The organism is Sphingomonas sp. BT-65 (assembly GCF_026107375.2).
Taxonomy (GTDB): domain Bacteria; phylum Pseudomonadota; class Alphaproteobacteria; order Sphingomonadales; family Sphingomonadaceae; genus Sphingomonas.
Genome location: NZ_JAPCIA010000001.1, coordinates 2206219 through 2228567, shown reverse-complemented (window position 1 = coordinate 2228567; position 22349 = coordinate 2206219). Strand labels below are relative to the sequence as shown.

14 protein-coding genes and 1 tRNA gene are annotated in these 22349 nt (G+C 68.7%); 5 read left to right on the top strand and 10 right to left on the bottom strand.

What is annotated here, in order from left to right:
- Nucleotides 1-15 precede the first annotated feature (15 nt).
- Genes OK349_RS10570 through OK349_RS10555 form a run of 4 tightly spaced genes read right to left on the bottom strand, consistent with a single transcriptional unit; the run spans nt 16 to nt 6406 of the window.
- A complete protein-coding gene (locus OK349_RS10570; protein ID WP_265117770.1) occupies nt 16-540 on the bottom strand; it encodes a 2'-5' RNA ligase family protein in 525 nt (174 codons plus the stop codon).
- 1 nt (nt 541) lies between these two features.
- Complete coding sequence (locus OK349_RS10565; RefSeq protein WP_265117769.1) at nt 542-3853, bottom strand: error-prone DNA polymerase; 3312 nt, start codon at nt 3851-3853, stop codon at nt 542-544.
- Complete coding sequence (locus OK349_RS10560; RefSeq protein WP_265117768.1) at nt 3850-5739, bottom strand: Y-family DNA polymerase; 1890 nt, start codon at nt 5737-5739, stop codon at nt 3850-3852. Before OK349_RS10560 ends, OK349_RS10565 begins: the two co-directional genes overlap by 4 nt.
- Nucleotides 5657-6406, bottom strand: coding sequence for an ImuA family protein (locus OK349_RS10555; protein ID WP_265117767.1), 750 nt, complete (start codon nt 6404-6406; stop codon nt 5657-5659). Before OK349_RS10555 ends, OK349_RS10560 begins: the two co-directional genes overlap by 83 nt.
- Before the next feature lie 135 nt (nt 6407-6541).
- On the opposite strand from OK349_RS10555, the gene OK349_RS10550 reads away from it, so the two are divergent.
- Nucleotides 6542-8704 (top strand): M3 family metallopeptidase, encoded by a 2163-nt coding sequence (locus OK349_RS10550; RefSeq protein WP_265117766.1) that lies wholly within the window; start codon nt 6542-6544, stop codon nt 8702-8704.
- 59 nt (nt 8705-8763) lie between these two features.
- Here OK349_RS10550 and OK349_RS10545 read toward each other — a convergent pair.
- Nucleotides 8764-8837: transfer RNA gene (locus OK349_RS10545), tRNA-Gln, on the bottom strand.
- 191 nt (nt 8838-9028) lie between these two features.
- Here OK349_RS10545 and OK349_RS10540 point away from each other — a divergent pair.
- Nucleotides 9029-10066 (top strand): Ppx/GppA phosphatase family protein, encoded by a 1038-nt coding sequence (locus OK349_RS10540; RefSeq protein ID WP_265117765.1) that lies wholly within the window; start codon nt 9029-9031, stop codon nt 10064-10066.
- A 10-nt stretch (nt 10067-10076) separates the two neighbouring features.
- A complete protein-coding gene (locus OK349_RS10535) occupies nt 10077-10757 on the top strand; it encodes an RlmE family RNA methyltransferase (RefSeq protein ID WP_265117764.1) in 681 nt (226 codons plus the stop codon).
- Nucleotides 10758-11159: 402 nt separating this feature from the next.
- On the opposite strand, the gene OK349_RS10530 is transcribed toward OK349_RS10535, so the two are convergent.
- From OK349_RS10530 to OK349_RS10520, 3 genes are read right to left on the bottom strand one after another with little or no spacing between them, the layout of a single operon-like run.
- Nucleotides 11160-11813: a glutathione S-transferase family protein gene (locus tag OK349_RS10530; protein WP_265117763.1), complete on the bottom strand. Its 654-nt coding sequence runs from the start codon at nt 11811-11813 to the stop codon at nt 11160-11162.
- Nucleotides 11810-12283, bottom strand: coding sequence for an SRPBCC family protein (locus tag OK349_RS10525; protein WP_265117762.1), 474 nt, complete (start codon nt 12281-12283; stop codon nt 11810-11812). Before OK349_RS10525 ends, OK349_RS10530 begins: the two co-directional genes overlap by 4 nt.
- Nucleotides 12280-12627: an ArsR/SmtB family transcription factor gene (locus OK349_RS10520; RefSeq protein WP_265117761.1), complete on the bottom strand. Its 348-nt coding sequence runs from the start codon at nt 12625-12627 to the stop codon at nt 12280-12282. The genes OK349_RS10525 and OK349_RS10520 overlap by 4 nt, the downstream gene beginning before the upstream one ends.
- Before the next feature lie 202 nt (nt 12628-12829).
- Between OK349_RS10520 and OK349_RS10515 the strand changes: the two genes are divergently transcribed.
- The gene (locus tag OK349_RS10515; protein WP_265117760.1) at nt 12830-18577 is read left to right on the top strand and encodes an alpha-2-macroglobulin family protein; all 5748 of its coding nucleotides are present in this window, start codon (nt 12830-12832) and stop codon (nt 18575-18577) included.
- A 146-nt stretch (nt 18578-18723) separates the two neighbouring features.
- On the top strand, nt 18724-20913 hold the full coding sequence (pbpC, locus tag OK349_RS10510) for a penicillin-binding protein 1C (RefSeq protein WP_265117759.1): 2190 nt from the start codon (nt 18724-18726) through the stop codon (nt 20911-20913).
- Nucleotides 20914-21154: 241 nt separating this feature from the next.
- Here pbpC and OK349_RS10505 read toward each other — a convergent pair whose 3' ends face one another.
- Entirely contained in the window at nt 21155-21676 is a 522-nt protein-coding gene (locus OK349_RS10505; protein WP_265117758.1) for an RcnB family protein, read from the bottom strand.
- A 125-nt stretch (nt 21677-21801) separates the two neighbouring features.
- Entirely contained in the window at nt 21802-22272 is a 471-nt protein-coding gene (locus OK349_RS10500) for an outer membrane protein assembly factor BamE (protein ID WP_265117757.1), read from the bottom strand.
- Nucleotides 22273-22349 lie beyond the last annotated feature (77 nt).

Sequence of the window (22349 nt, the reverse complement as noted above, 5' to 3'; positions counted from 1 at the left end):
CCGCGCCGGGACCGATCAGAATTCGAGCACGCCCTGCCGATCGATCAGCGGCCATCGGCCATGATCGATATGCCGGCCGTTCCCGCTTTCGATCAGCAAGATTTCATCGACCGCCCATTCGATGAGCGGGACCGCGGCGCGCCGCGCCGAGGCGCCGCCATAGGCGAGATTGAGGTGCAGGCTGAACTTGTAGTCCGGCACTGGAATGCCGCAACGCGCGATGCGCGCCGCGAGGGCACGCTGGAAATATCCTGGTGTGCGCTGGCCCTTGCGGGGTTTGAGCGTGTCGCCCTCGATATGGTCGAACGCGACCGGAAAGGGTTCGGCGTCGAGCCGCTCCAGCGCCCAATGCACCTTGTCGATCGTCGATCGCGTGCTCTCCCCAATCGGCAGCAAGGTGCTGTGCCACCGTTCGGGCGCGTAGCTGATCTCGATCCCGAGCGCCGCGCAGAGGCGGACGAGCCGGGCACGTTCGGGCGAGTGCGGCTTGATCATCAGATAGAGCGGCCTGTGCCATTGCCGCTTCGCCTGCCCGCCCATCTCAATGGAAATCCCGCGAACGCACCGGGATCAGGTCCGGCGTCTTGAGGCTGCGGCGCGGCAGCAGCCGGTCGCGCGGGTCGATCGTGCCGCCATGCGTCGCGCCGTCGCCGGGCATGAGGTGCGGCAGGTCGAGATCGCCCACCTCGCGCAGCCAGTCGGTCAAGTTGGTGAGCTGCTCGGCGACGACATGGATCACGATCCCCTCGCGCTGCACCCGGCCGCGCACCGCGAGCATCGTCGCGGCCATTACGGTGCGGCGATTGGCCTCGAACCGGTCGGCCCACAGCACCGCATTGGCGATGCCGGTCTCGTCCTCCAGCGTCACGAACACCACGCCCTTGGCGCTGCCCGGCCGCTGGCGCACGAGGATCAGCCCGGCGACCTCGACGCGCTGGCCGTCCTTCATCTGCATGAGGTCCGCGCATCGCACGATCCGCCGCGCCGCAAGGCGATCGCGCAGGAACGCCACCGGATGCGCGCGGAGCGACAATTGCGTCGCGCGGTAATCCTCGACCACCTCGCGCCCTTGCGTGAGCGGCGCGAGCGCGACCGGCGCCTCGATGCTCTCGGGCGCGGTTTTGCCCTCGCGCAGGTCGGCGGCAGCGAACAGGTCGAGCGGCCGGTTGGCGAGACCCTTGATCGCCCACAGTGCCTGGCGGCGATTGAGCCCCAGCGCCTGAAAGGCATCGGCGCGCGCCAGCCGTTCGAGCGCGGCTGGCTTCACGCCCGAACGGCGCCAGACCTCCTCGATCGAGGTGAAAGGACCGTCAGCGGTGCGGGCCTTGATGATGGCCTCGCCGTCGTCCTTTGACAGCCCCTGTACGATCCGCATGCCCAGCCGGATGGGCTGAAGGGTCGCCCAATCCGTATCGGTTCCACAGAAGCCGGCATGCCGCGGCCGTGCATTATCTCCTTCCGGCACCATCCGCGTATCCCAGTCGCTGTCGTTGATGCACACCGGCCGCGCCTCCACGCCGTGCGTCCGGGCATCGCGGATGAGCTGGGCGGGCGCGTAGAAGCCCATCGGCTGCGCATTGAGCAGCGCCGTGCAGAACACGTCGGGATGATGGCATTTCATCCAAGACGAGGCGTAGGCGATCTTGGCGAAGCTCGCCGCATGGCTCTCCGGGAAGCCGTAGTTGCTGAACCCCTCGATCTGCGCGACCAGCCGCTCGGCGAACTCCTGGCTGATGCCGTTGGCCAGCATGCCATCGATCAGCTTGGGTCTGAACTCGCCAATTCCTCCGGTTGACTTGAACGTCGCCATGGCGCGGCGTAGCCGGTCAGCTTCCGAAGGCGAAAAACCCGCCCCGACGATCGCGACCTGCATCGCCTGTTCCTGGAACAGCGGCACGCCCAATGTTTTCAGCAACACCGTTTTCAATTTGGGCGAGGGATATTCGACCTGATCGGGATCCTGCCGCCGCTTGAGATAGGGGTGCACCATATTGCCCTGGATCGGGCCGGGCCGGACGATCGCCACCTGGATCGCGATGTCGTAGAAATTGACCGGCTTCATCCGCGGCAGCATCGACATCTGCGCACGGCTCTCGATCTGGAACACGCCGAGCGTGTCGGCCTGCCGGATCATCTCGAAGGTGAGCGGATCGTCCTTCTGCATCAGCGGCGAGGCGAGGGTGAGGTGCGTCGCCTTGTGCGCGGCGAGCAAGTCGAAGGCGCGGCGCATGCAACCGAGCATGCCGAGGCCGAGGATATCGACCTTCATGAAGCCGAGCTCCTCGATATCGAGCTTCTCCCACTCGACTACGCGGCGGTCGATCATCGCCGCCGGCTCGACCGGGATCAGGTCGTGGAGCTTGTCGCGGGTCAGCACGAAGCCGCCGGGATGCTGCGACAGATGGCGCGGCGTGCCGACCAGTTGGCGTGCCAACTCGAGCGTCAGCGCGAGGCGCGGGTCGCTGCGGTCGAGGTTGAGCGCGTCGGCATGCTTGTCGTCGACATCGTTCGACGAGCCCCAGACCTGGCTCGACAGCGCCGCCGTCAGATCCTCGGGCAGACCCATCGCCTTGCCGACCTCACGCAATGCCCCACGCGAGCGGTAGCGGCTGACCACCGCGGTCAGCGCGGCATGATCGTGGCCATAGGCCTCGTAGATCCACTGGATCACTTCCTCGCGCCGCTCATGCTCGAAATCGACATCGATGTCGGGCGGCTCCTTGCGCTCGGTCGAGATGAAGCGTTCGAACAGCAATTGGTGCTCGATCGGATCGATCGAGGTGATGCCGAGCGCGAAGCAGATCACCGAATTGGCCGCGCTGCCGCGCCCCTGGCACAGGATCTGCTGGCTCAAGGCGAACTGGACGATCGAATTGACCGTGAGGAAATAGGGCGCGTAGCCCATCCGCTCGACCAGCCCGAGCTCGTGGGTGAGCAGGTCGCAATAGGGCTTGGCCGGATGCGGCCCAAATTTTTGCCGCAGCCCGTTCCATGCCAGTTGGTGCAACGCTTGCTGCGCCGTCCTTCCGTGAAGGACTTCCTCCTCTGGATATTGATGCTTGAGCTCGCGCAGCGAGAAGGTGCAGCGTTCGGCGATCGCCAGCGACGCGCGCAGCGCTTCGGGATGATCGCGGAAGCGGCGCGCCATGTCTTCGGGTGATTTCAGATGCCGGTCGGCGCTGCGCTCGCGGCGGAAGCCAAGCTCGTCGATCGTGCATTTCTCGCGGATTGCGGTGACCACGTCCTGCAGCATGCGCTCACCCGGGGTGGCGTAGAGCACGTCACCGGTGGCGAGTGGCGTGAGCCCGAAGCGCCGGGCGGCGATGTCGAGCTGGTGCAGCCGCATCGCATCGCCGGGACGGCGGTGCTGGGTCAGGCAGACATGGCCGCGGTCGCCGAACGCGTCCGCCATCCAGCGTAGCGCCAAGGGGTCGCCCGGGTCGGCCATGCCGGGCACCAGCGCGCCGACCAGCCCTTTGGCCGCCTCGGCGAGATCCTCCCAATGAAGGAAGCATCTGCCCTTCTCGCCCCTTTGCGCGTCGGCGCGGGACTTGCCGAGCGTGAGCAGGCGGGTGAGCCGCGACCATGCGGCGCGATCCTCGGGCCAGACCAGCACCGAGCTGCCGTCGGTCAGGTCGAGCCGGCAGCCCGCGATCATCCGGATCGGCGCGCCGAGCGCGGCGAATTGCTCGGCGGCGACCAGCGAACGCACCACCCCGCCCACCGAATTGCGGTCGACGATGCCGAGCGCGGGCAGGCCGAGCAAAGCGGCCTGGCGGAACAATTCCTCGGGCGAGGAGGCGCCGCGCAGGAACGAGAAATGCGTGGTGACCTGGAGCTCGGCGTAACTCATCCGAACACCCCATGGAGATACCAGCTGAGGTCCCCCGTCGCGCTCTGCTCGCCATCGCCGCGGCGGAACAGCCAGTAGCGGCGGCCGGCCTCGTCCTCGACGCGGAAGTAGTCGCGCACCTGCTCGGCCTCGGCTGGGCGCTTCCACCATTCGCCATGGATTCGCTCGGGCCCGTCGGCGCGCACCACGCGGTGGGGCTGGCCGCGCCAGGTGAAGCGGCGCGGGGCATGGTCGGGCAGCTCGGCGATGACATGGTCGAGCCGCTCGGGCCGGCGCAGCAGGCGCGCGGGCTTGGGCCATTCGGGATGCCAGGGATGCAGCGCCGGGTTGCGATCGAGCTGTCCCACATCGTCGATCCGTGGCCGCGCGCCGCCGCGTTCGGGCGGGTCGAGCACCGCCGTCCGCGCCGCGGCGCGTTCGGGGACGTCGCTCTCCACTGCGCGCATTCGCCACATCCGCTTGAGGCCGATCCGCGTCGCCAGCGTATCGACCAGGGTCGCGATGTCGGGCGCGGCCTCCTCGTCGAGCCGCTCGACCACCGGCTCGGGGCCCAGCGGCGCGGCGCGGCGCACGTGGAGCGCGATGGCGTCGATGCCGTAGCCAGGCTCCACATCCTCGATCCGGCGCTTGAGCAGGCGCAGGAGATGCGCCGGATCGCGACTCGGCCGGGCAAGGCCGATGCGGATACGCTGCGGCACGCCGTCCACCCGGTCGGCGATGCATTCGAGCGCCTGTACACCCAACCCCTCGCCCTCGAGCGCGGCGGTGAGGCTGGGGACGAGCTCGCCCAGCCAATGTTCGATCGCCTCGGCCGTCGCGATCGGCTCGGCGAAGCGCTGGCGGGCGACGACGGCCTCGGGCGGGATCACCGGGTCGAGCGGCTCGGGCATGCGGCCCAGCGCCTGGTCGATGCGCAGCACCGCCGCCGCGCCGAAGCGGCGGACGAGCGGTCCGCGCGGCATCGCGGCGAGCTGGCCGATCCGTTCGATGCCGAGGCGCTTGAGCAGTTCGACCGCGGCTTCGTCGATGCGCAGCGCGGAGGTGGGGAAATCGGTGAGCGCCTGCGCCTGTCGATCGGGCGGGCAGATCGTCACCCGTTCGCGCGCATGCCGCGCCAGCGCCCAGGCGGCGCCTGGCGTGTCGGCGACCGCGACCTGCGCGGTGAAGCCGGCGCGAGCGAGCAGGCGGACGAAATGGCGTGCCATCCGGGCTTCGCCGCCGAACAGATGCGCCGTGCCGGTGAGGTCAAGGAACAGCCCGTCGCTGCCCGACAGTGCGACGATCGGCGACCAGCGCCGTGCCGCGAGGGTAGCGAGACGGCGGAGCGCGGCGAGATCGCCCTCGGGATCCGCCGGGCGGATATCGAGCCCGCGCACCTGCGCGCGCGCCTGGGTGACCGCCATGCCGGCTCGCAGCCCCAATGCCTGGGCAGCGGGGCAGGCCGCGGCGATCTCGATCCGGCTGCCGTTGCGGAGCGAGGTGACGAGGGGGTCGCCCTGATCCTCCCCCGCCAGGGGGAGGGGGACCGCCGAAGGCGGTGGAGGGGGAGGGCGGCGACCAACTCCCGTTGTGCTTCCTCCCCCTCCGTCAGGCTTCGCCTGCCACAGTGTCGGGTCGCCCGTGCCCCCGGCACGGGCTTGGATTGCCGGCGGCAATCCAACCCGGCACTCCCTGGCGGGGGAGGATTGTGCCGACACCTCATCCGCATCCGCCGCCCAGCGTGCGCCGGGGCGCCAATGACCCTCATGCTGGGCCGGCTTGCGCAGCGGGGCGCGTGCCGCGGGGAGCGCGCCGTGCGCGATCTCAGGCGGCGCGTGCCGCCGCTCCGCCTGCCGCAACCGCTCGATCGGCCAGAGGGGCAGGTAGAGCGCAGCGACCCGTTTCATCGCATGCCTCCACTTGAATATCGAAAGAATCGCCCCCCTTTTGCCGTGCGAGGCCGAGCTGCCAGCGCGCACGCCCCACGCCTTCCACCGGCAGCGGCGCCGAGGGCGCGCAGGCCACGCGCCACCGCGTCACCGCCGCCGAGGGCGCGCCGAGCGGGTCACCCGCCTGCCTGGGGTGCCGCTTCATCAGCAGCGCGATCGTGCGCCCGCCCTCCGCCGCGAGCTGGAGCCGTCGCGTCGCCGGCATGCCCACCCGCCGCGCCTCGCCCACCACCGCGCCGAGGCCGCGGTGCCGCAGTCCCTCCTCCATGATCGCGAGCAGCTCGTCATCGTCCGCGGCCTCGGCATAGAGCACGCGCTTGGGCGCGAGCCCCGACTGGTAGAGGCCCGGCGCGAACAGGTCGCGCCGCCGCACCACCCACAGCACCGGGCCCCAGGCGCGCGCGGCGATTCCGGCCGTGAACAGGGTCGCGGCGGCATCGTCGGACAGGTCGGGCGTCGCCGCCGCGACCTCGTGCAGCGCATCAAGCCGCAGCCCGCCATCCGCCAGCCGCGTATCGAGCCTGCCGAGGCCGAACGGCAGCACCGGGCGGCGGCGAAGAAAACCGCTTCCCTCGATTGCGCTCAGCGTCTCGCGCAATTGCCTGATGACGGCGGGATCGGCCATGTTTCCTGCCTGCAAACTCCGACTCGGGACAGATCGTTCCTATTTTGTTCCGTTGGTAGACAGAGTCAACCGCTTGCCAATGGCGTTGGCGGCTGCGTATCATTCGCCTATCACACCATATTCCGGGGGAATTTGATGAAGCCCGTCACCGGCGCGATCCTGCTCGCCACCACCTCGCTGTTCGCCACCAACGTCCAGGCCGCTCCCATGCCCCAGAACGCTCCGGCTCCCGCCACCGCCGCTGCCCCCGATCCCGCGCCGATGCTCGACAAATGGCCCGGCCTGTTCGACGGCGTGCCCCAGTGGGACAAGCTGACCCCGGCGATGTTCCCGGCGGCGTTCGAGAAGGCGATGGCCGAGGCGCGCGCCGAGTTCGTCAAGATCCGCGACAATCCCGAGGCCCCGACCTTCGCCAACACGATCGAGGCGGCCGAGAAGAACACCAGCGCGTTCAACCGCGTCTTCCCGGTATGGGGCGTCTACACCAGCAACCTCGCCACGCCCGAGGTGCAGAAGATCGCGGCCGAATGGAGTCCCAAGCTCTCGGCCTTCTTCACCGAATTGAGCCTCGACCCCAAGATGTTCGCCCGGGTGAAGGCGCTTCACGACAAGCGTCAGTCGCTCGGCCTCAACGCCCAGCAACTGCGCCTGCTCGAGCGCGAATATCGCGACTACGTCACCTCGGGCGCGCTGCTCGACGACGCGCAGAAGACCGAGGTCAAGCGCATCAACGGCGAACTCGCCAAGCTCTACACCGAGTTCAGCAAGCGCGTGCTGGCCGATGAGGAGACCGCGATCATCCTGGCGAGCGAGGCCGACCTCGCCGGGTTGTCCGATAGCTTCAAGGCGAGCCTTGCCGAGGAAGCCAAGGCGCGCGGCCAGGCGGGGAAGTGGGCGGTCAAGAACACGCGCTCGTCGATGCAGCCCTTCCTGATGTACTCGACGCGCCGCGACCTGCGCGAGAAGGTCTACAACGCGTACATCAACCGCGGCGACAATGGCGACGCGAACGACACCAACGCGACCATCGCCGCGATCCTCAAGCTCAGGCAGGAGCGCGCCAAGATCCTCGGCTTCAAGAACCACGCCGAATACCGGATGGACGACACGATGGCAGAGACCCCCGCCAACGCGACCAAGCTGATGATGTCGGTCTGGCCCGCGGCGCGTGCCCGCGTGCTCGAGGAAGTCGCCGATATGCAGAAGCTCGCCGATGCCGAGGCCGCGGCGGGCAAGGGGCCCAAGATCACGATCGAAGGCTGGGACTATCGCTATTATGCGGAAAAGGTCCGCAAGGCGAAGTACGACCTCGATGAGAGCGAGGTGAAGCCGTATCTCGAGCTCAACAACATGGTGAACGCCATGTTCTATGCCGCAGGGCGCCTTTACGACCTGCAGTTCAAGGAAAATACCGGCACCATCCCGGTGTTCCACCCCGATGTCCGCACCTTCGAGGTGACGCGCGAGGGCAAGACCGTCGGCGTCTTCTACCTCGACAATTTCGCGCGCGCGGGGAAGCGCTCGGGCGCCTGGGCGACCGCCTATCGCGGCCGTTCGGGGCTGCGCGGCGACAACATCGTGCTGGGCTCGAACAACAACAATTTCACCAAGGGCGGCGGGGGTGAACCGACGCTGATCAGCATCGACGACGCCTCGACGCTGTTCCACGAATTCGGCCACGCGCTGCACGCGCTGCTCGGCGACGTCTATTATCCCGGCCTCGGCGGCACGCCGCGCGACTTCGTCGAATATCCGAGCCAGGTGAACGAGAACTGGCTGCTGACGCCAGATGTGCTCAACCGCTTCGCCAAGCACTACAAGACCGGCGAGGTGATCCCGGCGGCTTTGGTCGAGAAGATCGAGAAGGCGCAGACCTTCAACCAGGGCTTCGACACGGTCGAGTATCTCTCCTCGGCGATCGTCGATATGAAGCTGCACGACCGCGACACGCCGGTCGCCGATCCCGACGCGTTCGAGCGCCAGACGCTGGCCGAGCTGCAGATGCCCAAGGAGATCGTGATGCGGCACCGCCTGCCGCAGTTCAATCACCTGTTCTCGTCCGACGCCTATTCGGCCGGGTACTATTCGTACCTGTGGTCGGAGACGATGGACGCCGACACCTGGGCGGCGTTCGAGGAGACCGGCAACGTCTGGGACAAGGCCACCGCCGACAAGTTCCGCACCATCCTGCTGGCGACGGGCAACGAGACCGACCGCAAGGAAGCCTACAAGGCCTTCCGCGGCCGCGATCCCGACGTGAAGGCGCTGTTCAAGCGCCGGGGTTTCCCGACGCAGTAAGGTTGAGGCGCCGTCGGCATTGTGCTGGCGGCGCTTTCGCTTCAGCGGCGGTGAAGAATTGGATGCCCCGCGTGGATTCGAACCACGATTGACGGAGTCAGAGTCCGTAGTCTTACCATTAGACGACAGGGCAATGCCGTTGGAGCCGGGGCATCTAGGCGGGCGCCGGGCGGGGGTCAAGAGGGGTTGTCCGGGTCGCCGATTCCCCTTGCCTTGCCCCCCTGCCCGCCATGCGCTAGCTTCGCCCCCAAGCACCGGCGGCCGGCTTGGCCGTGACGGAAGAACATAAGTGAGTGGTTTGCGATGGGGGAAGGCTCCGCCAGGATGCCGCGCCCGCCGGCTCCGAAACCGGCCCGCCCGGCCCCGAATCCGTCTCCGCCGCAAGGGCGGGCACGCTGGCCCGAGGCCCGGCACTATGCCGCGCTCGACCTTGGCACCAACAATTGCCGGCTGCTGATCGCCCGCCCGCAGGGGTCGGGGTTCACCGTGGTCGATGCCTTTTCGCGGATCGTGCGGCTCGGCGAAGGGCTCGCGTCGAGCGGGCGGCTCTCCGACGCCGCGATCGAGCGCACCATCGCTGCGCTCCGGATCTGCGCGGACAAGCTCAAGCGCCGCCACGTCGCGCTGTCGCGCGCGGTCGCAACCGAGGCGTGCCGCCAGGCCGCCAACGGGCCCGAGTTCATCCAGCGCGTCTATCGCGAGACGGGGATCGTGCTCGACATCATCACCGCCGAGGAGGAGGCGCGGCTCGCCGTGCTCGGCTGCCACGCGCTGCTCGAGCCGGGCGACGGCCCGGCACTGGTGTTCGACATCGGCGGCGGCTCGACCGAGCTGGTGCTGGTCGATTCGGCGGGCGAGCATCCGCGCATCCTCGACTGGCACAGCGCGCCGTGGGGCGTGGTCTCGCTGACCGAGGCGCGCGGCATCACCGGCGATCACGATCCCAAGCTGCGCGCCGCCGGCTATGCCCGGATGCGCGAGAGCGTGGCCGAGGCGTTCGCGCCGTTCATCGCGCGGCTGCCCGCGGTCTCCGGAACGCCGCGGCTGCTCGGCACCAGCGGGACGGTGACGACGCTCGCCAGCGTGCATCTCGGCCTGCCCTCCTACGACCGCTCGGCGGTCGACGGGCTGATCATGCCCGCCGCGTCGATGCGCGCCGTCAGCCAGCGTATCGCCGGGCTCGACATGAAGGGGCGCTCGGCGATCCCGTGCATCGGGGCGGAGCGCGCCGACCTGGTGGTGGCGGGCTGCGCGATCCTGGAGACGATCATGGACATCTGGCCCGCCGAGCGGCTCGGCATCGCCGATCGCGGCATCCGCGAGGGCATCCTGCGCCGCCTGATGGGCAGCCGCGCACAATGAGGGACGCGAAATGAGCCGGGGTGGAACGCGCGGGCGCACCCGCGTCAGGACGGCGCGCGGGCGCACCAGCCAATCGGTGCGCTGGCTCGAACGCCAGCTCAACGACCCCTATGTCAAGCAGGCCAAGGCCGAGGGCTATCGCAGCCGTGCCGCCTACAAGCTGATCGAGCTCGACGAGAAGTTCGACATGCTCAAGGGATCGAAGCGTGTGGTCGACCTGGGGCTGGCGCCGGGCGGGTGGAGCCAGGTGGTGCGCCGCAAATGCCCCCGGGCGGCGGTGGTGGGGATCGACCTGCTGCCCGTCGACCCGATCGAGGGCGTCACGATCTTCCAGATGGACTTCATGGACGACGCCGCGCCGGGCCTGCTGCTCGAGGCGCTGGGCGGCGCGCCCGACCTGGTCATGTCGGACATGGCGGCGAACACCGTCGGCCATCCGCAGACCGATGCGTTGCGCACCATGGGGCTGGTCGAGACCGCGTTCCAGTTCGCGATCGAGAATCTCGCGCCCGGCGGCACCTTCGTCAGCAAGGTGTTCGCGAGCGGCGGCGACGGCAAGTTCGTCGCCGAGATGAAGCGCAACTTCGCCACCGTGAAGCACGCCAAGCCGCCATCGAGCCGCAAGGGATCGGTGGAGTGGTTCGTGGTGGCGCAGGGATTCAAGGGGCGGGTGGAGACGACAGAGGACTGAGCCGCGCCCAATCCCTTTTTCCAATTTCCACATTTTCGGACAGCATGTGGCATGGATTCCACTTTCCCCATATCGGCTCGAATTCAGTTATCAGTATAACCAATTGGGTTCCTGTAGGAAAGCGCAAGCGCGTCCCCGTGGTTTTCCGGGCGTTGCGTGTTTGACGGAAGGGCGCGTGGCGCGCCGGATCGGCGAAAACAGGCCGATTCGCCGGGCCCGGGAAAACCCGGCGGCGGAACATGTCGTTGCCGAAGTTGGTGATTCACCCGCTTGGCGTCTCCTCTTCGCCCATCAGATTGTCGCTTAAAGGGAAGCGCCCGACCGGAGGCCGCTACCGGCCCGTTGCGGGTGTTTGGCGGGAGCTGAGCGCGTTGCGACAAGCCCGGATGGTCGCAGGCGCGCCTAATCCCGGTCCGGCGCCCCCAGCGGGAAATAGTGGCGGAAGCGCCGCGCCTCGTCCACCGCCCGGGCGAAGGACGGCCGCTGCAGCAGGCGTGTGCGATAGGCCGTGAGATTGCCGTATTGCTCGGGAATCCGGTGGGTCCAATCGGCATAGAAGAGCGAGGGCGCGGCGGCGCAGTCGGCGAGGGTAAAGGTCTCGCCCACCGCCCAGGTGCGGCCCTGCAGATACTGGTCCAGCCACGCGTAGCTGGTGTCCAGCATCTTGCGCGCGTCCTCGACGCCGTGGGGATCGCGGTTCTCGGCCGGGCGCAGGGCGTCGAACACGAACTTGCCCTGGGGCGTCATGACATAGTTGTCGAAGAAGTGGTCGAGCATCCGCGCCTCGAGGGCGAGATCGGGATCCTCCGGGATCAGCTTCACCGGTCCCGGGTGATGGACCTGAAGATATTCGATGACGATGCTGGCCTCCAGCACCACGCGCCCGTTCTCGCGCAGGATCGGAAAGCGCTTCATCGGCCACAGCGACGCGAGTTCCTCGCCGACGCCGGCGTCCTCCAGCATCCGCCAGGTGAACGGGACATCGTTCTCGTAGAAGGCGATGAGCGCCTTCTGGCAGTAGGACGAGAAGGGGTGAGCGAAGAGTTCGATGCTCATGCGAACGCCCTTGCTTCGCGGCCCTCGAGGACAGCGACGAGATTGTCGATATGCCAGGTCGTGCCGTGCTCGCGGCTCTTCACTGCCTCGTCGCCGCCGGTCAGATAGGAGCCCTGCTCGGTGTGGGTCAGCCGGGTCCTGTCGCCCTCGGCCCTGAGTTCGATCGTCAGCAGGGAGACCGACAGCTTATCGCCGTTGTGGAACATGTCGTAGACGAGGATGATCCGTTCATCCTCCACGATGTCGTGGTAGGTGGCCTGGAAGTCGGTGACCATGCCGCTTGGCCAGCGGGCGTGGAAGCGTTCCTTGCCGCCGACGCGGAAGTCGAAGTCGCGGTTCAGCGTTTCGATGTCCGTCGGCGCCTTGAACCAGGCGCTCTTGGCCTCGAGGCTGGCATAGGCCGCAAACACCCGCGTCGGCGAAGCGTTCAGCACCCGCTCGATGGTGAAGGTCGCATTGGTGACGGTCATCGGTCTTCCTCCTCGGGGGCGGTCCGGGCCAGATAGGCCTCCAGTTGATCATATTGCTGTTCCCAGAAGCGCTTGCGCTCGGCGATCCAGCGTTCGACCTGAGTCACGGTGCTGATCTCCAGCGTGCAGGTGCGCACGCGGCCCACCTTCTCGCTTTTCACCAGCGCGGCCTCTTCGAGAACCTTCAGGTGCTGGACCACCGCCGACAGGGTCATCGGGAGTGGCTTGGCCAACTCGCTGACCGAGGCGGGCCCCAGGCTCAGGCGCTCGACCATGGCACGGCGTGCGGGATCGGACAGGGCCTGGAAGGCGAGGTCGAGCGGGGCGGCTTGATACTGTAGCATTCACTTAAGTATTTACTCGAAGCGATCGAGAGTCAACCGTGACCGTTGCTGGGCGGAGACGCAGTTTGAGCCGGGGTGACGATGGGATCCAAACTGAGTCACCGCCTGTTGCTGCGAAATCAGTGCTCTCACGAAGCTCTCCGCTGGACTTGCCCGCGCGCCTCGTTACGCTCCCGCCATCCTGTAAGGGGGAGAGGGTTCGATGAAGCACCTCGCACGCGCCGCGGCGGTTCTGGCATTGGCGTTGACGCCGCTTGCTGCCTGGGGCGACGCCAGCCCGCAGGTGGTGCTCGCCACGCCCGGGATGGGCGACGGCGCGATCGAGCGTTTCACGATCCGGTTCAGCGCGCCGATGGTGCCGCTCGGCGATCCGCGCGCGGCGGCGCCGGCCAAGGTCACTTGCCCGGTCGGCGGCGAGGGGCGCTGGATCGACCAGCAGACCTTCGTCCATGAGTTCGCAAGCCCCTTGCCCGGTGGCACGGTGTGCGAGTTCCAGCTCAACGAGAAACTGAAGAGCCTGTCGGGCTATGCGGTCACCGGTTCGCAGAGCTTCAAGGTCGATGCCGGCGGGCCGACCGTGAAGGGGATGCTGCCGAGCCGTTACGGCGGGCAGATCGAGGAAGACCAGGTCTTCCTGATCGGCACCAACATGCCCGCGACGCGCGAATCGATCGCCGCGGGGGCCTATTGCGCGGTCGAGGGGCTGGGCGAGCAGATCCCGGTCGAGCTGCTCGACGCCGGGCTGCCCGGCAAGCTGCTCCAGGGGCTGAACCCGGAGCGCTGGGAGGTGCGCAACTTCCTGTCCGATTCGGGGATCGCCGAGAAATTGCCCGACGACGCGGCGACTCGTGCCAAGGCGCTGGCGAGCGTGGTCGCGGTCAAGTGCGGGCGTCCGCTGCCGCCGGGCCGCGACGTCTCGCTGGTGTGGGGCGCCTCGATCGCTGGCGCGGGCGGCAAGACCGCGGGGGCCGAGCAGCGCTTCGACTTCACCGTGCGCAAGCCGTTCACCGCGCGCTTCGAATGCTCACGCGTCAACCCGCAGGCGGGCTGCTCGCCGGTGCAGGAGGCGTGGGTGCGCTTCTCCGCGCGGATCCCCAAGGAGCTGGCCGAGCAGGTCCGCATCGAGCTGCCCGACGGCAAGAAGCTGACGCCGACGCTGTCCGACGACGACAAGCGCGCCAACACGATGAGCGATCTCAAGTTCGAGTCGCCGCTGCCCGCCTCGACCACGGCAAAGCTCGTCCTGCCTGCCGGGGTCAAGGACGAGAGCGGGCGCGTGCTCGCCAATGCCGAGCGCTTCCCGCTCGAGGTGCGTTTCGACGAGGCGCCGCCGCTGGTGAAGTTCGCGGCGCCCTTCGGGATCATCGAGGCGGAGGAGGGCGGTATCCTGCCCGTCACCGTGCGCAACGTCGAAGCCGCGCTGCAGGGCAAGGGCCTCTCGGTCGCCGGGCAGCATATGCGCGTCGATGCCTCGGACGGGGTGATCGCCAAATGGCTGCGCAACATCGACAAGGCCGACGATTACGCGGTCGACGAGGTCAAGCGCGGCGAGGAGACGATCCGCATCAACCAGACCGGCGCCAAGCCGATCCTGACGCCGGGTCTCGGCGCGCCGCTCAACATCGGCCTGCCCGGCAAGGGCAAGGAGTTCGAGGTCGTCGGGATTCCGCTGCAGAAGCCCGGATTCTATGTCGTCGAGCTGGCTTCGCCTCAGCTCGGGCAGGCGCTGCTCGGGAGGAATGCGCCGCGCTACGTGGCAGCGGGGGCGCTGGTCACCAACATGGCGGTGCATTTCAAATGGGGCCGCGAGGGCTCGCTCGCCTGGGTGACCTCGCTCGACAGCGGCAAGCCGGTTGGCGGCGCGGCGGTCAAGGTGACCGACAGCTGCACCGGCCAGGCGCTGGCGACGGGCACCACCGACGATATGGGGCGGCTCGCGGTCAAGCAGGGCATCCCCGAGCCGCAAAGCTATGGCAGCTGCGAGGACGGCAACTCGCACCCGCTGATGATCTCGGCGCGCAAGGGCGACGATATGAGCTTCACGCTGACCGCGTGGGGCGAGGGCATCCGGCCCTACGACTTCGACCTGCGCTATGGCTATGAGGCGGCGGGCGAGATCGTCCACACCATCTTCGACCGCGCGCTGGTGCGCCAGGGCGAGGCGGTCAACATGAAGCATGTGCTGCGCCGCCCGGTGGCGCAGGGCTTCGTGACGCCGGCGGGGTTCACGGGGACGCTCAAGCTCAGTCATCGCGGGTCGGACACCAGCTTCGAGCTGCCAGTGACGGTCGATGCCTCGGGCGTGGGCGAGACGGTGTGGAACGTGCCGCAGGGCGCGCCGATGGGCGATTACGACCTGCAGTTCGTGAAGGGCGACGACACGATCTGGACCAACCAGTCGATCAAGGTTGACGAGTACAAGCTGCCGACGATGAAGGCCTCGGTCGCGGGGCCGAAGGAGGCGGCGGTCAAGCCCAAGAGCCTGCCGCTCGACCTGTTCGTCGGCTATCTCTCGGGCGGTGGCGCCTCCAACCTGCCGGTCGAGTTGCGCGTCGGCTATTATGACGGGATCGCGGCGCCCGACGGCTATGACGGCTACAGCTTCGGCGGCAAGGCGATCGCCGAGGGGACCAAGCCGCTGAATGGCGAGGGCGAGGAGGACACCACCACGCTTCCGCCGATGCAGACGCTGCCGGTCACCTTGGGCGCGGACGGGACGGCGCGGACCAATGTCGACATCCCGCAGACGCTCGACGGCAGCAGCCAGATGCGCGTCGAGATGGACTATCAGGACGCCAATGGCGAGATCCTGACGGCGTCGCGGCGCGTGCCGATCTATGCCTCGGGCGTGCAGCTGGGGGTCCGGACCGACGGCTGGCTGATGAAGGAGGACGATCTGCGCCTCCGCTTCGTCGCGCTCGATACGCAGGGCAAGCCGGTCAAGGGGCAGCGGGTGCAGGTGGCGCTGTACAGCCGTGAGATATTGACTGCGCGGCGGCGCCTGATCGGCGGCTTTTATGCCTATGAGAACAACGCCAAGACGACCAAGATCGCGGCGAGCTGCTCGGCGACTACTGACGAGCTGGGCCTCGCGCAATGCGCGATCGACCCGGGCGTGTCGGGCGAGGTCTATGCGGTGGCGACGACCGAGGACGCGAGCGGCAACGTCGCGCGCGCGGTGACCTCGGTGTGGCTGGCGGGCGAGGACGACTGGTGGTTCGGCGGCGACAATGGCGACCGCATGGACGTCATCCCCGAGCAGCAGGAGTACAAGTCGAGCGACACCGCACGCTTCCAGGTGCGCATGCCGTTCCGTAACGCGACCGCGCTGGTCACGGTCGAGCGCGAGGGGGTGCTGTCGAGCTTCGTCACCGAGCTGTCGGGCGATAACCCGGTGGTCGAGGTGCCGATGCAGGGCGTCTATGCCCCCGACGTGTTCGTGTCGGTGATGGCGGTGCGCGGGCGCATCGGCGGGTGGAAGCTCTGGTGGGCGGACCTCGCGCGCCGCTGGAACCTGCCCTTCTTCTCGCGCGAGGGCGCGGCGCCGACCGCGACGGTCGATCTCGCCAAGCCGAGCTATCGCCTGGGCATCGCCAAGGTGAAGGTCGGCTGGGAAGGGCACCGGATGAAAGTCGACGTGGCGGCGGACAAGGAGCGTTACGCCGCGCGCGATACGGCCACGGTGGCGCTGACGGTGCGGAACCCGGACGGCAAGGCGGCGGCGAATGCCGATGTCGCGTTCGTCGCGGTGGACGAGGCGCTGCTCCAGCTCGCGCCCAACGAGAGCTGGGACGTGCTGAAGGCGATGATGGGCGAGCGGCCGATCTCGGTGCTCACCTCGACTGCGCAGACTCAGGTGGTCGGCAAGCGCCACTATGGCCGCAAGGCGGTCGAGGCCGGCGGCGGGGGCGGCGGGGATCTGTCGGCGCTCAACCGCGAGAATTTCCAGCCGGTGCTGCTATGGAAAGGCAAGGTCCCGATCGGCACGGACGGGCAAGCGCGACTGCAAGTGCCGCTGTCCGATGCGCTGAGCTCGTTCAAGCTTGTGGCGATTGCGCTGGGGGAGGGCGGCCAGACCTTCGGCATGGGCGAGACCGTGGTGCGCACCGCGCAGGACCTGTCGATCTTTGCCGGCATCCCGCCGCTGGTGCGCAATGGCGACTTCTATTCGGCCGGCTTCACGCTGCGCAACGGATCGGACAAGCCGATGAAGGTGACGGCGCATGTCGAGCTGTCGCCGCGCGTCGCTACCGGGCGTGACCTCACGGTCGAGATTCCGGCGGGCGGGGCGGTGCCGATCGCGTGGAACCTGACCGCGCCGGCTGGCTTCGACAAATTGCAGTGGAAGGTCACGGCGAAGGACGCGAGTGGCAAGGCCGCCGATGCGATCACCGTGGCGCAGGAGATCGCGCCCGCAGTGCCGGTCGAGACCTGGGCGGCGACGCTGGTGCGCGTCGGTGAGGGCGGGCCGGTCGCGATCCAGCCGCCGGCGGGGGCGCTGGCGGGGTTCGGCCAGGTCTCGGTGCTGCTCACCGACACGCTGGCGCCGCCGTTGCAGGGCGTGCGCGATTACATGGCGGCCTATCCCTATGGCTGTTTCGAGCAGCGCACCTCGCGCGCGATCGTGCTCGGCGACATGGGCGAGTGGAACCGCCTGTCGGGGGAGATGCCGGTCTATCTCGATAGCGACGGGCTGCTGCGTTACTTCCCCTCGGACAGCCTGCGCGGGTCGGAGGCGCTGACCAGCTACATCCTGTCGATCACCGCCGAGGCGGGGCTGCCGATCCCCGACGGGCCGCGCGGCCGGATGATCGAGGCGCTCAAGGCGGTGCTCGACGGGCGGCTGCGGCACGAGGATTATGGCGATGTCCGGCTGCAGAAGGTCGCGGCGTTCGCGGCGCTGGCGCGGCAGGGCGCGGCCAATGCCGCGATGCTCGGCCAGATCGGCATGACCCCGCAGGACATGCCGACCTCTACGCTGGCCGATTACATCGCGGCGCTGGGCAAGGTGGCTGGTCTCGCCAATGGCGCGCAGCTGCGCGCGGCGGCGGAGGGCGTGCTCAAGACGCGGCTGGTCTATGAGGGCACGCGGATCGACTTGAGCGACAGCGCCAACACGGCGTGGTGGATGATGTCCTCGGGCGACGAGTCGGTGCTGCGAGCGCTGGTCGCGACGCTCGGGCGGCCGAGCTTCTCGGGCGAGGGGCCGAAGATGATGGTCGGCGCGGCGCTCCGCCAGCAGCGCGGGCATTGGGACACGACCACCGCCAATGCCTGGGGCGTGATCGCGGCGCGCAAATTCTCGACCACCTATCCCGCGAGCGCGGTGGCGGGGATCACCACCGCCTCGCTCGGCGGGCAGAGCGTGACGCGCAGCTGGCCGCTGCCCGATCCGCAGCGCAGCTTCGTCATGGCGTTGCCCGCAGTGGGGCAGCAGACGCCGTTGACGCTCAGCCAGTCGGGCGGGGCCGGGCCATGGGCGATGGTGCAGGTCAAGGCCGCGGTGCCGCTGACCCAGCCGCTCAGCGCCGGCTACCGCCTGTCGCGGAAGACCGAGGTGGTGCAGGCCAAGACCAAGGGCGTGCTGACGCGCGGCGACGTGATCCGCGTGACGCTGACGGTCGAAGCGACCGCCGACCGCAACTGGGTGGTGATCGCCGATCCGGTCCCGGCGGGCGCGACGGTGCTCGGATCGCTCGGCGGGCAATCGGAGATGCTGGCCGAGGGCGGCGAGGCGGCGGGCGCGCAGCCGAGCTATGTCGAGCGCGGGCGCGACACATGGCGCGGCTATTTCGCGTGGCTGCCGCGGGGGACGCACACGGTGACCTACGTGATGCGCTTGAACGCCGCGGGCCGGATGCAGCTGCCGCCGTCGAAGGTCGAGGCGATGTACTCGCCCGAGATCCGCGCGGCGGTGCCGAACCAGCCGATGGTGATTGCGCAGCGGTGAGGTGAGCGCGGCTTGGTAACTCGACCCTACCGTCACCCCGGCCTTGTGCCGGGGTCCACGGCTCCCCGCGCGATGGGCGGGAGCCTTGCGCCCAGCGCTTGTCTCTCGGTGGACCCCGGCACAAGGCCGGGGTGACGGGTTTTGGGATGACTGGCCTGGCTCGCTTCTGGCAACGTGTCCGCGGCCTCTGGGCAATCGCCGAGGCCCCCACGCATCGTGCGTGGTGGACCGGCCCTCGCCTCGTCATCGCCGCGGTACTGAGCCTCGGCGCGCTCTATGCCGCCGCTGATTATGCCACGCGCCCGCCGCGGCTTCCCGGTCCTGATGCGACCGTCGCGGCGTGGAAACCGTCCGAGGCTTGGCTCTACGATCGCGAGGGAAGGCTGCTCGATTCGGCGCGAGTCGATTTCCAGGCGCGGCGGCTGGGGTGGATGCCGCTCGACGAGGTCGCGCCGGCGGCGGTCGAGGCGCTGGTCGCGGCCGAGGACAAGCGCTTTCGCGACCATGACGGGATCGACTGGTGGTCGGTCGCCGGATCGATGCGCGACCGCATCGAAGGCAAGCGCGCGCGTGGCGCCTCGACGCTGTCGATGCAGGTGGCGGCCTATCTCGCGCCCGGGCTGTCGGCGCCGGGATCGCGCGGGCTGCTCGACAAATTGCGCCAGATGCGCGCCGGGGCGGCGCTCGAACGAGGGTGGAGCAAGGACCAGATCCTCGAGGCCTATCTCAACCTCGCGGGCTTTCGCGGCGAGGCGCAGGGGATCGGCGCGGCGGCGCTGGGGCTGTTCGGCAAAACCCCCGAGGCGCTGACTCGCGACGACGGGCTGCTGCTCGCGGCGTTGTTGCCCAATCCGGCAGCGGGCGCGGCGGAGGTCGCGCGCCGCGCCTGTGCCCTCTCACGCGAAAGCGATTGCAGCCGCTTCCCGGGCGCCGCCGCCTCGATGCTCGGCCCGGCGCGCAGCCTTGCGCTCGATCCCGGCCTCGCGCCGCATCTCGCCAACCAGCTGCTGACCGAGCCGGGGCTGCGCGTCGAGACCACGATCGACGCGCGCATCCAGCGGCTCGCGACCCGCGCATTGCGGCGGCAGCTGCAAGGGCTGGGCGGGACGCGGGCGCGCGACGGGGCGGTGGTGGTGGCGGACAACCGCACCGGCGAGATCCTTGCCTGGGTCGGCGGGATCGGCGGGTCCTCGACCGCGCCCTCGGTCGACGGCGCGAACAGTTACCGGCAGGCGGGATCGACGCTGAAACCCTTCCTCTACGCGCTGGGGCTGGAGAAGGGCTATCTGACGCCGGCCTCGATCCTCGACGATTCGCCGGTCCAGCTCGACACCGCCTCGGGGCTCTATGTGCCGCAGAATTACGACCGCGCGTTCAAGGGGCCGGTCAGTGCGCGGGCGGCGCTGGCGGGGTCGCTCAACGTGCCGGCGGTGCGCACGCTGCTGCTCACCGGGGTCGAGCCGTTCCGCGATCGCCTCTGGGATACAGGCTATCGCGGCCTCACCGAGAGCGGCGAATATTATGGCTACAGCCTCGCGCTCGGCTCGGCCGAGGTGACCTTGGTCGAGCAGGTGGCGGCCTATCGCAGCCTCGCGCTCGGCGGGCGCTGGTCGCCGCTGCATGTGCGCAAGGACGCCAAGGCCGAGGCGCCGCGCGCCACCACCACCCCGCAGGCCGCGTGGCTGGTCGCCGACATGCTCGCCGATCCCAATGCGCGGGCGAGCACCTTCGGCATGGATTCGGCGCTGCGCCTGCCCTTCTGGGCGGCGGTGAAGACGGGGACGTCGAAGGCGATGCGCGACAATTGGTGCATCGGCTTCACCGACCGCTACACCGTCGGCGTGTGGGTCGGGAATCTCGAGGGCGATCCGATGCGCGCGGTCTCCGGCACCAGCGGCGCGGCGCCGGTGTGGCGCGACGTGATGATGGCGCTGCATGCCGGCCAGCCGGGGCGGGCGCCCGCACGGCCGCAGGGGATCGAGGAGCGCGCGATCCGCTTCGCGAACAATATCGAGCAGCCGCGTCGCGAATATTTCCTTGCCGGTACGGGGATGAGCGAGATTGCCGTCGCGCCCCCCGCCTCGCGCCGCCCGCGCATCGTCAGCCCGGTGTCGGGCAGCGTCTATGCGCTCGATCCCGACATCCCGGTCGAGCGCCAGCGCATGGCGATCTCGGCGTCGGGCGAAGTCACGGGGCACCGGCTCGAGCTCGACGGGCGCGATCTGGGTGCGGCGGATGCGCGGCCGATGGTGCTGGCGGGGCCCGGGCGGCATCGCCTGCGGTTGGTCGACCCGGGCGGGCGAGTGGTCGATCAGGTGCTGTTCACGGTGCGCTGAGCCCGCATAGCAGGGATACGATGCCGGGCGCTTTCCCGCCGTGCCCCACAAAATGTTGCCACAGGGACACGGCTTCGGGGGAAAGGAGCCCAGCACCGGCCGCACGCGAAGGGTGAATCGAACCAAAACGATTCCCGCGCGTTGCGGCGATTGGTCCTAAACCCTTTCGGGACCGAAACCGTTCGGCCGCGCCGGCAGCGTAACCCGCCGGCGCGGCCATCTTTTTGGCGATTCCTCTGGCTTACCAGAAGAAGTTGCGGATCACCCGGACCACGATGCCGCGGCGCGTGTCGACCAGCAGCATGTCGTCATAGTGACGCACCCAGCGCTGCCAGCGGCCCGCGGGGGGCAGGCGATAACGCCACGGATCGCTGATGTAGTAGCGGCTGCCATAATAGTGCGGCGCGATGCGCACGCCGGCACGGAAGCCGTTGTAGCGGAACGGCGCACGCCAGCTGCCGCGGGCATAGATGCCGCGATTGCGGTCGCGCCAGCCGCGCCAGTCGTCATTGCCCCAGCGGCGGTTACGGTCGGACAGGTCCTCGCGATACTCGCGGCGGGCGTCGCGGACGTCACGGCGCTCCTCGCGCACGTCGCGGCGGGTGCCATAACGCTTGGCGCGCTCCAGTTCACGCTGCTCCTCGCGGATCTCCTGGCGATCGCGGCGCAGCTCGCGCTGCGACTGGGCAGCGGCAGGCGCCGCAGCCATCGTCGGCATCGCCACGGCGGCGATCAGCGCGGTCAATATGAGCTTCTTCTTCATCACAGCTCCTCCTTGTTCTCATGCCGGATCAACCGGCGTGAAGGAAAAGCTATCCCTGCGCGACTGAACGGCGCGGGAATGAATCTGTCAGCGAAATGAAAGCCGTAGGTCTGGGACCCAGGCGATCAGGGGCCGCCGCTCGGGCCGGGCCCGGTGCCGGGCGCGCCGACCGTGCCGATATTGCCGAACAGATCCTCGAAGAAGCCGCGGTCGCGGCCGAGCGTCGGGGTCTTCTTGTTCGACGGGTTGATCGACGCGACCTGCTCGACGCCGGTGCGCGACACCTCGGTGACGTTGCCCTGCGCGTCAAAGCGGATGCGCAGCGTGGTCTGCGCGCGCGGCTTGGGGTTATTGTAGGCATAATTGCGGGTGTTGCGCCCGATATAATACCATTCGCCCTGGTTGAACTGGCTGGTCAGCGTCGGCTTGCCGAGCGTCGCCAGCACCGATTCGCGATTGTCCACGCCGGGCTGCACCGAGTTCACCAGATCGGCATCGACGACATAGCCCTGATAGCCGCGGAGCGGTGCGCACGCACCGGCGCCGAGCAGCGCGATACCGGAAGCGGCGGCAAGAAGGACACGGGCGGAAATCATCAAACTCACTCTCCCAAGGCGGGCAGATTCCTGCGGATTGCATCGCAGGCCATTCGCCTCAATATGCGGGCAACCCC